The following is a 10,258-nucleotide window of genomic DNA, read 5'->3' on the forward strand; positions in this document are numbered from 1 at the left end:
TTAACATAATGTTTCTGTCATGTTTTCCCTAAGTGTCATTAAGTTTTTTTGATTCAATCGCAAATTTAATAATGTTGCTAACAATGATTGTGGGAGAGAAAGAAAATAGTCCTTTTCAAACCCCTCAAGCTCTCTTGCTGTTAATACCTTTAGCATTTCCTTATGCGCTTTTTTTGTATCCAATTCTAAAAAAAGATTTCTACATTGTTCTTTAACATCCGCAGCCCTTCCAAAAGTTTTTATCCCTGTAACACTTTCATAAAAGAACATATATTCTGAGGGTTTAAAACAATTGAACATTTTATCTTTGGAAAAGTACTCTAGATTCGAAGTAGCTAATCGCTCATAGTTTAGGGCATTCTTTCCGTTTAGAGTGATAATCCCAGTAGTCTCATGAGCTACTTTCATTGCCTGATTTAGTTTTTCAGCGGGGACGACCATGTACACAAACTCAAAAACATCTTTGTATACAGACAGTTGGTCATCTAATCTTTCAAAAGAATCTAACTCTGTCTTTATTTCATACGCAGTTGACGTATCGTTAAATATTGCAACATCAGCTATACATCCGTTTATTTTAAACTCATTAACATAGCTAACCTTGTTAAATCTATGAAACCCTTTGACAATTTTTTTCGCAATTTCATTCTTGTAGATATATTCATTTCTGTATTTTTTCTTCAGAAGCAAATATAATTCATCATAAATTTTCGCTATGGACTTATCAGTTGAGCTATACGCAGGGCAATTATCCATAACGATGCTCCTGAACAGCTCAGATCTATTTTTTTTTGCTATTTCCAAAACCACATTACGACTAAAAATTTTACTTATAGCCTGATAATTCATTTTCCATTCTGCCAAAAAATCAAGTACTGTTTAAATAACCAATACTATGGAGGAATCCCCCATATTTAAAAACAAACTTAAATATGATAAAAACAAGTCATTTTGTCAAACAGTAATTATTCCATCATAAAAAATCAATAAATATCAATCAGTAACCACAAAAAAATACTTACCTAGTTGTTTTATAATTGCTTAGCAAAAACATAAGGTGTAACATAATACACTTATCGGTTAATATATAGATAATCAGCCCGCCACTGAACCATCGATCGGCGCTCATCCAAATGCTCAGATGTGTGAATATATGCAGCATGTACATTATTCCGTTCTGAATGGCTTAACTGACGTTCTATAGCGTCATCGCTCCATAAAACTGACTCACCCATCGCACCACGCGCCATCGTTCTGAATCCATGCCCGCAAACTTCAGTTTTCGTGTCATAGCCCATCGCACGCAATGCGCTGTTTACCGTGTTTTCACTCATAATCTTTGTTGCGTCATGATCCCCCGGAAAAAGTAACTCTTTATCACCACTAATCTGCTTGAGCTGCTCTAACAAAACCATCACCTGCCGACTGAGAGGAAACATATGCTCCTCTTTCATCTTCATGCCCCGGTACGAATAACGCACGCCTTTGATTTCTTGTCGTTTTGCAAGAACACGCCACAGAGATTTTTCGAAGTCGAATTCATCCCAACGGGAAAAGCGTAACTCACTTGAACGTACAAAAGTTAATAGGGAAAGCTCGACCGCAAACGGCTAGAAGGTAGCGCTGGGTAATAGCCGTGACACGCTGCTGAAGCCGCTTCGCGACGTCATGCTTGCCACTGGCATCAACCTTTTTAATCGGGACTAACAGGTGGCTGGTTTTGAGCTGGCGAATGTCGGGCGAACCGATATGAGGGAAGATATAAAACTCAAGATAGCGAAGAAGGCGCGATCGATGGTCTTCACTCCAGCGCTTGTTACCTGCATGCCATTCACGAGCAATGGTTTCGAAAGTGTATGCCCCAGATTCCTCGGCCTGAGTTTCTTTCTGTTCTGCTTTTGGGTCAACGCCTTGCACTAACAGCTTTTTAGCTTCATCGCGCTTTGCTCTTGCCTGAGCAAGCGTCACAGTAGGCCAAACACCAAAAGCGAGGCGATCCTCTTTTTTGTCTGAGGGGCGTCTGTATTTCATACGCCAGTATTTAGAACCCTTAGCCGAAACCTCCAGATACAAACCGCCACCATCGGCCATTTTATAGGTTTTGTCTTTTGGCTTTGCGGTCTCGACCGGTCTGGCGCTGAGCTTCATTTGGGGGCACATTTCTAATCGAAGTTAAGATGCCCCCAATTATGCCCCCAATGACATCCGGATTTCAACGGACAACCTCGGACGACTCAGGACGTAAAAATCGCTGCAAGCATTGATTTTAAAGGGATAATTGGACTTTCTCGGATGGTCTTGGAAGTACTAATGGTGCGAAGGCCGGACTAGAAAAAACACAATATACCTATGAATTATAAAGAAAATTATATAGTAAAAACACTTACTGACCACCAAAATGACCACCAATGCATATACTATTGATTCAAATAATTTTTCGAACGAGCGCACTTATCGAAACTTTTTTGTTTGACTAAATATCAATCAAGAGGTAAATGATTAATGTAAACCAAAAACCAGATAAATCTTAATTACAGGGAGTTGTAAATGCGTATCTCCAAACGATTCTCCTTAGGTAAAAGCCAATTTGAACTCGATTTTATTGATATAAATACGAATAAAGACACCCCTTTATTTATTGACCCATACTTTTTATCCATTCGAAAAGATAAATGGTCAATGGATGCATCTAGAACACTTAAGAACTTTTTTGAGACTTTCATAGATTTAATCCGAAGGGGGAAAGAGGAAGATGCACGAAATTTATTTTCCTTCCTCCATGAACCAAACGAAACAAGATTAGGCTTATCCCGTGGTAAACCAAGAGGTAACGGCATGGGAGATGGAGATGCCGATAAGTTATTTGAAAGTATCAAGACAAGTAAGGCTGTAAATTCGGGATTGGTTGAAGACCTTGAAGATTTTAAATTTTTCATACCCGGCATTGGGAAAGATAAAATATCTGATATGTCAACCAATATAATTAGACGACATCTTTTAGATTATACTAAACAACAATGTATTTTGTGGAACATCCCATTAACAAAAAACATTAATGTTGGACACTGGTGGGATAGAAAAACCAGTAAATGGATAACCAATTATGATGACTCCCTAGTAATTAAGGACAAACATATTTTATTGGTTCCTAAGGGCATCGTTTCATTTTGTAAACATACTACTGCTGATAAGTACTTTAATAAATTTGTTTTGGAATTTCTTCAGCATGAACATTTAAAAATGGGTTCTGTATTTGTCAAACATAGAATTGATGGAACTCCTTATGTAACAAAACAAGACCTTAAAGAAAAAGCGGTAACTTATTCCAAAGAATACTTACTTGAATTCTCTGAAAAACATCCAGACGTTTTCAAGGACTACAAAGAATGGATAAAAAAACATACTGTATCCATAGAGAATGAAGAATTCGATGACAATCTTAATCGCATACAAGTTGTAGATTACCTTTTAGATAAACTTTCCACAACATTACCTGGTTCTGAGCATGCCTCTGAATACCATAGACTCACAGTGGGCATTCTCGAACTTCTGTTATATCCAAACATTTCAGCACCAAGTGTCGAACACGAAGTTAACTCGGGGAGAAAAAGAATTGATATTCTCTTTGAAAACTCAGCAGATAATGGTTTCTTTTATAATTTACACATGATTCATAAATATCCTTGCCAGTATATTTTCGTTGAATGCAAAAATTATAAAAACGATGTTAAGAACCCAGAGTTAGATCAGTTATCAGGCCGATTCTCACCTAATAAAGGTAAGTTCGGAATGTTACTATGCAGAGATATAAATAATGAGAATTTATTCTTAGAGCGTTGTGCTGACACCCTAAAAGATGACCGAGGGGTAATAATCCCAATTACAGATAAGGACTTGATTGCCGCCTTACATAAATACAAATCTGGCGAGCAAAAGCACCTAGAAATAATCCTTTCTGAAAAAATGAAAAAAGTGACATTTAAATGACAGTAAATTAGCTCTGCGTCATTTAAATGCCTTGTCAATATTTAAAAGCGCGAGAGACCATCTCGCGCAAAACATTGCATCAGAGGCCTCCACACTACATTATCACTCACCACAAGCCAACAAGCCAACAAGCCACGCCATTATCTCCCAGCTTCTACTCAAGTGGTCCTGATATTTTAACTTATTCGCTACTATCTAATAAAACACACCTCTTTAAGACAGGTTACAATTGATTTTTGTATTGGATTCATAATCACCTCATAGTATTCTTGAGTTACTCTTAAGTGTCTAAGGATAGTAAATGGATCTCACTTCGGTTAATGGTTTTTTTGATTTAGCTAAAGGCGCAATTGGTGTTCTAGTAGCATTGCTTGGCCTTCCCTTTTTAAAAAATATTAATTTCCATAGAAACAAATCAAAAAAATTGAAAAATGTTTTTGATGAATACAAAGAATTCTTATCTGAGAGCGATAAAAAATTAATTGAGAATGAAATCAGGGAAGACGTAATGCTTTCATTAACAAAAGTGCGAAACATTAAATACCGAAATATAGCCATATACATAAGGACACACAGCATAATAAATCTACCATTATGGAAATGGTCACATTTACTCCCCCACATCAACTATAAAAATAATAGGCTTTACATACGTTATAATGGTAAGTATTTAAAATACAGAATCTCAAGTAAATTTGTTTCAATATTTTACTTCGCTGCAGGCGTATACTACTGGCATGTGCTAAATAAAACTGACGAGAGTTACGGCCCAATATCAGGATTGATTATTGGGTTAGTATTTATCACATTCTCGATTGTAGTTTGGAATATATTCCCATCAGAAAAGGCAATTGCTAAAATAAATCGTTCATTAATTGCTATCGATACAAAAGATTTGAAACTCTAGCTTCCCCCTTCATATGGCGGTAGTGGTTACGAGAGGAACTCAAAAGCAATACGCCTCATCAAATTATAATTTTCTTCGTAATTAATTTATTTTTTCGTGCTGCGCGCAATGCTCTCCCCGCCCCGCCTGCCCGCTTAAGAGGTCGCTTTGAATGCAGGTGCATGAACGACCTCCGACCGTGCCAGAGCAGGCGATGGCAGGTGAGGACGGGGCGGGATAACAAATGCAAAACCATGCACCTTACGCATGCATGGCTTTTTTCGGTAAAAATGGCGGGATTTACGGGGATTTTCTGACGTACTACCGCGCGGCAAGTTCTGCGCGTTTACGGCTGTAATTCTGGTTTTGTGCCGGAGTGAATTTCTCTCGATTATCATCCCGCGAAGCCGCGTCAGGCCTGAATCCGATGGCTGTTAAAATGTCATTATCCTGTGCGGAATAATTAATTTTTTCACCAGCGACCAGCCAGACCAGTAACGCGTCACGCAGATAATCGATCGAATGCTGCATCAGGCAGTTTTTTACGGCGGGATGCCGGGCGTTATATTCCATCAGCTCGGGAGCCAGTGCGGCGGCCAGCTCTGCACCGTGTGCCTGCATAAAATCATGCAGTCTGTTACGGATACTGATGCGCTGCACGTCCTCATGCGAACGGATATAGCGACCGGCAGATCGGTTAATTTCCCATTTTTTCACGTCGATAATATCGCGCAGTGTTTGCAGACTCCGGGGACAGTTGTCATCGCCGGTGATAAGCCCTTCGCGGTATTCCTGTTCAGCCTCTGCAAGTTCAGATTTGCGGCTCAGCCAGGTGGTTTTATTGTTCTGGCAGGCTTCAAAAGCCTGCGCCAGGGTTAATGTTGTCATCAGGTGTCTCCGTGGTCGCTACAGGTTTTGTTTCCGGACTTTCCCGGAATGAGCCGCGATAAATTCATCCCCCTCTGCATCAGTCACTGAGGGAGGCTGAATAACCGAGTCGACCGACTCCATGGTGCGGAACGTGGCGGAGCACAGAATATTCGTGCACTGGTAATAGAGCTGTTTCACGGTTTCAGACAGATAACGGCTGGTTCGGGTATGTGCCGGACTCTTGCAGAACGGACAATGCATCATGACAGCAGCCCCCGCGCTTTCAGGTCAGCCTCGCGCACACGCAACTGGTCAAAAAAAACCTGACGCTGACCGGCGGTCACCGCGACGCCGTAATTCATATGCGGCAGGGTTTCAGCCGACAGCCCGGTTTTGTACAGCACCGGCTCATCTGCCAGACGAATATGACGGTCGTTAACCGCACGCTCAAGCCACGCCGTTACCTCCTGCATGACCGCCTTATCCGGTTCAACATAGCCCTGAATCCCGACAGTATTCGCCAGCGGATTACCCAGCGCCTGCATTTTTAATTTCATCGCCCGGACAAGTGCGCCGCAGGTATCACGCAGCGCATTATCCAGCTCCTTTCCGGCGTACTGGCTGAGCACGTTATGATGTGCCTGACGGTAGGCTCTGGCTGTGCCGTCACAGGCGGCTTTCAGGCGGTCACATTCAAAACCGAGCACCCCGGCCAGAGAGTCACATTCCTGCGCCAGTTCGCGGGAGGCCACCCGTGCCAGATGCTGTTTTTTCAGCTCATCCGTCAGCAGTGCCCCACCGGCACGAAATGCCGTGCGCCACTCGCTGGCATCACTGCCGCTTTCATGTTCCAGCTCAGCTTTTTGCTGTGAGGTCCGGGCAATGGCCGTGGTGGTGTCATCCATCAGACGGGCGTTTTCCAGATGGGCCGCTCTGGCCGAATCCAGATGCTTTAAAGCGGGTTTCAGGTAATCAGGGAAGGTGGTATCGGTCATGCTATGGCTCCTCAGCGCTGTCAAGTTGAGGAGATTCTGCACCGCCCGGCACAACAACACGATTCATTGCAGTTGTGGCAAATATGGCACAAACAGACCTTAAAAATCCGGCTGGCCAGAGAAAGGTCGCAGGAAACCCCCTCTCTATGTTTGTTTTTTTACATATAACTATTCACTACTGTTCACTAAGAATAAAAATATAAGTAAAACAATAAATTAAAGAGTGAACAGTTGAGAGGAAAGTGTTCACCAACTGTTCACTACTGTTCACTGGTCTGAACATCCCGAATGTAAATTTCATGCGGTATATCCTATTAATTCATGCAATTACAGTGATTAAAACAATTTGTATTTCACTGTTGGAATTTCCAGTGGCTTATAACTGCTCTCAGTGTTTTTAAATGGTCCTGAGTAAAAAAACAGCACCCGTTGTCCCGGACTTTGTACAATTTCCCGCTGTTGCATTGAGAAAAAATATTCACACAATAGAGCGCTACCTGATACCGGACGGATACGTCCGGATCTCTGCGGATATTAACGAGGTAGCGTTATGCACACGGTTTCATCAGTACCATCTTCCCCCACTGGCACGCACCCGATGCCGGTTTCAGCCCCGATTCAGGAACGTTTTTTACGTCTCCCGGAAGTCATTCATCAGTGCGGTCTGTCCCGCTCCACGCTCTACGATTTAATTGCCCGCAATGCTTTCCCGGCGCAGGTTTCCCTCGGGGGTAAAAATGTCGCCTGGCTACAGTCTGAAATCACGGCGTGGATGGCAGAACGTGTAGCGCACCGCAACCGGAAATACGACGCATGAATCAGAGCCGATTTCACAAAGCCCCTTTTTCTGGCTTGCATCCGTTGTGTGTTTCCTGGTACAGTTTTATCGCTGTCGCAAAATCGACAGCCGGAATTGGCGTTCCGTGTAACTCAATGGCGACAACAGACGCGCTATGCGTCTTTTTTTATGTCGTAGCTCAGACACACCCATTTTCCGGGCTGTGGTGTTTATACGCACACCGCGGTTCCTGTCAGATAATGGTAGTCCGGGCGGGGCAGCCTTCGGGCTGGCCGGTATTCATTGAGGCCGGTTACGCCAACCCCGTTCGGGCTGCCACCAGTGAAATTGGCGTTTCCGGTGGTAGCAGCAACCGCTACTCAATGGAGATTGCCATCATGGCTACGACCCTCACCCCGTCACACCCTCAGTTTGTCTTTGTGTTTGCCGCCGTCCGTCGCGCAGACCGTAAGCCCCGTATCTGTATGCTCCGCACCGTTGCCGGTGACGAACTGGCCGCCCGCCGCACCCTTGTCCGCGAATACGTGCTTTCCCTTGCCGCCCGTCTGCCGGTTGTGGAGGTGTCACATGCATAATAAAAACACCCCTCAGACCGTCTCAGCGCGTCGTGATGACCTCAACGCCATCAGTGAACACCTGAGCCTCGAATCATTCCATAAACTCAACCGTGCCTGTGAAACCCTGCAGTATTTCGGCAGTGATTTACGACGCCATGAAATCAACGGACTCAGCCAGCTTTATACCCCGCAAATCCTGAGTTATGTGCATGAGGACATCAGCCATGTGCTCGAAGAACTCAAGGCCAAAGGCCTGTGCCGTGACTTTCTCGCCACGACGTCGGGAAACGGAGGGGAGCACCATGTTTGATTTCCCTCAGCCGGGCGAAACATATCGCTGTACAGGATTTCCTGATGTGGTGGTGTCGGGCGTGCTGGCCGATGGTATTCCGTGGGAAATGCCGTACCGCTGTCCGGGGCTGGTCTGGAATCCGTACCGGCGCACCTACACCATCCTCATTCGTATAATTGCCGGTGGCCGTATGGCAGAAATTCCGCTCGGTCGTTTTTTGCGGGACTTTACCTGTGAGCATCCCGATGTATTTAAGCGCAACCCTGAAAACCGCCACGTCGTATTACGCGAAATAGCGGCTGACCCGGCATTACAGCAATACCGGGCGCGGAATATCGATAACTATCCTGACGATATTCCCCCGGTTAAACGCCCGGCGCCGGTGGCGCATAAATGGCGGAATAATTTCAGGCCGGAAACGGAAATAAAACCGGATAACAGCTACCGCCATTATCTGTAATTAAAAATGACACCCAAAAAATAAAATGTGCGTATCTGCGCAGGGATACGCACGTCCTCAGGAGACGAAATAATGCCTGTTAACAGTACGGAACGGCCGCAGAATATAAACCAGCCCACCATCAGCCGGGCAGACCTTGAATGTCTCGAACATCTTCGCAATGTCGGCCAGCTTGTCGGCGACCTGATGCAGGTGCAGGGCTGCACCTCTTTGCGCCACAATCCGGCGCAGCAGCTACAGCTCACCTCGGTGATTTACCTCATGACTGCCCGGCTCGACGGCGTGGTCGACCGCTGCAATCAGCGCTGGCTGACCGGGGAGGGCAGTGTATGAAAACCGCATTATCTCCCGTTCTGCGCGCTGCACTTTACCGCCGGGCGGTCGCCTGTGCCTGGCTGACCCTGTGCGAACGTCAGCACCGCTACCCGCAGCTCACGCTCAGTACGCTGGAAAGCGCCATTGCCGCCGAGCTGGAGGGCTTCTATCTGCGCCAGCATGGCGAGGAAAAAGGCCGCCAGATTGCCTGTGCGCTGCTCGAAGATTTAATGGAAGCCGGACCATTGAAAGCCGCGCCGTCGCTGTCCTTTCTCGGGCTGGCCGTGATGGATGAACTCTGCGCCCGTCATATCACCGCACCGGCACTGCACTGAGGGAGAAAGTAACGATGAAAATGAACGTAACGGACACCGTAAAACAGGCGTGCGGCCACTGGCCGCGCATTCTCCCTGCGCTGGGTGTGAAGGTGATTAAAAACCACCATCAGGCCTGTCCGGTGTGTGGCGGCTCCGACCGCTTTCGCTTTGACGATAAAGAGGGGCGCGGGACGTGGTTCTGTAACCAGTGCGGCGCGGGGGACGGCCTGAAACTGGTTGAGAAAGTGTTCGGCGTGACCCCGTCAGAGGCGGCCGGGAAGGTGAACGCCGTCACCGGCAACCTGCCGCCGGTTTCCCCGGCGGTGACTGTGGCCGCAGACGCTGAAACTGAGGCCGACCGCAAAGCCGCCGCCGCGCTGGCCGTAAAACTGATGGAGAAAGCCCGCCCGGCCACCGGCAATGCCTACCTCACCCGCAAGGGCTTCCCCGACCGGGAATGTCTGACGCTCACCACCCTGCATAAAACCGGCGGTGTGACGTACCGCGCCGGGGATGTGGTTGTCCCGCTTTATGACGATAGCGGCGCACTGGTTAACGTCCAGCTCATTAACGCTGACGGTCTCAAGCGCACCCTGAAAGGGGGGCAGGTGAAAGGGGCATGTCATATTCTCGACGGGAAAAAAGAGGCGGGAAAACGGCTGTGGATAGCGGAGGGCTATGCGACCGCGCTCACCGTGCATCACCTGACCGGGGAAACCGTCATGGTGGCGCTGTCGTCGGTGAACCTCCTTTCTCTGGCGAGCCTTGCCCGTCACAAAT

The 10,258-nt window shown here is 46.1% G+C and carries 13 protein-coding genes and 1 pseudogene; 9 read left to right on the forward strand and 5 right to left on the reverse strand.

What is annotated here, in order from left to right; all coding sequences use genetic code 11:
* Both OGV75_RS06410 and OGV75_RS06415 read right to left on the reverse strand, forming a co-directional pair.
* Positions 1-849 carry a sce7726 family protein gene (locus tag OGV75_RS06410; protein ID WP_286480450.1) on the reverse strand — a complete coding sequence of 283 codons (849 nt, stop codon included), beginning with the start codon at positions 847-849 and terminating at the stop codon, positions 1-3.
* Positions 850-1,073: 224 nt separating this feature from the next.
* A pseudogene (locus OGV75_RS06415) lies at positions 1,074-2,148 on the reverse strand (tyrosine-type recombinase/integrase).
* A gap of 399 nt (positions 2,149-2,547) precedes the next feature.
* Between OGV75_RS06415 and OGV75_RS06420 the strand changes: the two are divergent.
* A complete protein-coding gene (locus tag OGV75_RS06420; RefSeq protein ID WP_284882479.1) occupies positions 2,548-3,987 on the forward strand; it encodes a DUF8370 family protein in 1,440 nt (479 codons plus the stop codon).
* A 301-nt stretch (positions 3,988-4,288) separates the two neighbouring features.
* Positions 4,289-4,894 (forward strand): hypothetical protein, encoded by a 606-nt coding sequence (locus tag OGV75_RS06425; protein WP_286480451.1) that lies wholly within the window; start codon positions 4,289-4,291, stop codon positions 4,892-4,894.
* Between the two features lie 300 nt (positions 4,895-5,194).
* Here the strand turns inward: OGV75_RS06425 and OGV75_RS06430 are convergent, their stop codons facing one another.
* The 3 genes from OGV75_RS06430 to sid are packed head-to-tail and all read right to left on the reverse strand — an operon-like array spanning position 5,195 to position 6,738.
* The gene (locus OGV75_RS06430; protein ID WP_284882476.1) at positions 5,195-5,761 is read right to left on the reverse strand and encodes a phage polarity suppression protein; all 567 of its coding nucleotides are present in this window, start codon (positions 5,759-5,761) and stop codon (positions 5,195-5,197) included.
* Positions 5,762-5,779: 18 nt separating this feature from the next.
* Entirely contained in the window at positions 5,780-6,007 is a 228-nt protein-coding gene (locus tag OGV75_RS06435; RefSeq protein ID WP_135912512.1) for an ogr/Delta-like zinc finger family protein, read from the reverse strand.
* Positions 6,004-6,738: a capsid size-determining scaffold Sid gene (gene sid, locus OGV75_RS06440; protein ID WP_284882475.1), complete on the reverse strand. Its 735-nt coding sequence runs from the start codon at positions 6,736-6,738 to the stop codon at positions 6,004-6,006. Before sid ends, OGV75_RS06435 begins: the two co-directional genes overlap by 4 nt.
* Before the next feature lie 550 nt (positions 6,739-7,288).
* Between sid and OGV75_RS06445 the strand changes: the two genes are divergently transcribed.
* The 7 genes from OGV75_RS06445 to OGV75_RS06475 form a co-directional block, all read left to right on the forward strand.
* Positions 7,289-7,555, forward strand: coding sequence for a helix-turn-helix transcriptional regulator (locus tag OGV75_RS06445; protein WP_181509430.1), 267 nt, complete (start codon positions 7,289-7,291; stop codon positions 7,553-7,555).
* Entirely contained in the window at positions 7,552-8,112 is a 561-nt protein-coding gene (locus tag OGV75_RS06450) for a host cell division inhibitor Icd-like protein (RefSeq protein ID WP_286480453.1), read from the forward strand. Before OGV75_RS06445 ends, OGV75_RS06450 begins: the two co-directional genes overlap by 4 nt.
* Positions 8,105-8,404, forward strand: a complete 300-nt coding sequence (locus OGV75_RS06455; protein ID WP_096879244.1) for a derepression protein — start codon at positions 8,105-8,107, stop codon at positions 8,402-8,404. Before OGV75_RS06450 ends, OGV75_RS06455 begins: the two co-directional genes overlap by 8 nt.
* On the forward strand, positions 8,397-8,846 hold the full coding sequence (locus tag OGV75_RS06460) for a hypothetical protein (protein WP_155107262.1): 450 nt from the start codon (positions 8,397-8,399) through the stop codon (positions 8,844-8,846). The genes OGV75_RS06455 and OGV75_RS06460 overlap by 8 nt, the downstream gene beginning before the upstream one ends.
* Positions 8,847-8,918: 72 nt before the next feature.
* A complete protein-coding gene (locus OGV75_RS06465; RefSeq protein ID WP_052160487.1) occupies positions 8,919-9,179 on the forward strand; it encodes a hypothetical protein in 261 nt (86 codons plus the stop codon).
* A complete protein-coding gene (locus OGV75_RS06470) occupies positions 9,176-9,496 on the forward strand; it encodes a DUF5375 domain-containing protein (protein ID WP_016151192.1) in 321 nt (106 codons plus the stop codon). The genes OGV75_RS06465 and OGV75_RS06470 overlap by 4 nt, the downstream gene beginning before the upstream one ends.
* A 14-nt stretch (positions 9,497-9,510) precedes the next feature.
* Positions 9,511-10,258: primase-helicase zinc-binding domain-containing protein (locus tag OGV75_RS06475; RefSeq protein WP_286480454.1), on the forward strand; the 748-nt coding region annotated here is incomplete at its 3' end.

Source organism: Citrobacter sp. Cb028 (assembly GCF_030336705.1).
GTDB lineage: Bacteria > Pseudomonadota > Gammaproteobacteria > Enterobacterales > Enterobacteriaceae > Citrobacter > Citrobacter braakii.

Excerpts from the sequence above, each read along its gene's own strand:
- OGV75_RS06435 (WP_135912512.1), bottom strand. The coding sequence starts at position 6,007 with ATGATGCATTGTCCGTTCTGCAAGAGTCCGGCACATACCCGAACCAGC.
- OGV75_RS06450 (WP_286480453.1), top strand. The coding sequence starts at position 7,552 with ATGAATCAGAGCCGATTTCACAAAGCCCCTTTTTCTGGCTTGCATCCG.
- OGV75_RS06470 (WP_016151192.1), top strand. The coding sequence starts at position 9,176 with ATGAAAACCGCATTATCTCCCGTTCTGCGCGCTGCACTTTACCGCCGG.
- OGV75_RS06460 (WP_155107262.1), top strand. The coding sequence starts at position 8,397 with ATGTTTGATTTCCCTCAGCCGGGCGAAACATATCGCTGTACAGGATTT.
- OGV75_RS06455 (WP_096879244.1), top strand. The coding sequence starts at position 8,105 with ATGCATAATAAAAACACCCCTCAGACCGTCTCAGCGCGTCGTGATGAC.
- OGV75_RS06445 (WP_181509430.1), top strand. The coding sequence starts at position 7,289 with ATGCACACGGTTTCATCAGTACCATCTTCCCCCACTGGCACGCACCCG.
- OGV75_RS06420 (WP_284882479.1), top strand. The coding sequence starts at position 2,548 with ATGCGTATCTCCAAACGATTCTCCTTAGGTAAAAGCCAATTTGAACTC.
- OGV75_RS06465 (WP_052160487.1), top strand. The coding sequence starts at position 8,919 with ATGCCTGTTAACAGTACGGAACGGCCGCAGAATATAAACCAGCCCACC.
- sid (WP_284882475.1), bottom strand. The coding sequence starts at position 6,738 with ATGACCGATACCACCTTCCCTGATTACCTGAAACCCGCTTTAAAGCAT.
- OGV75_RS06430 (WP_284882476.1), bottom strand. The coding sequence starts at position 5,761 with ATGACAACATTAACCCTGGCGCAGGCTTTTGAAGCCTGCCAGAACAAT.
- OGV75_RS06410 (WP_286480450.1), bottom strand. The coding sequence starts at position 849 with ATGAATTATCAGGCTATAAGTAAAATTTTTAGTCGTAATGTGGTTTTG.
- OGV75_RS06425 (WP_286480451.1), top strand. The coding sequence starts at position 4,289 with ATGGATCTCACTTCGGTTAATGGTTTTTTTGATTTAGCTAAAGGCGCA.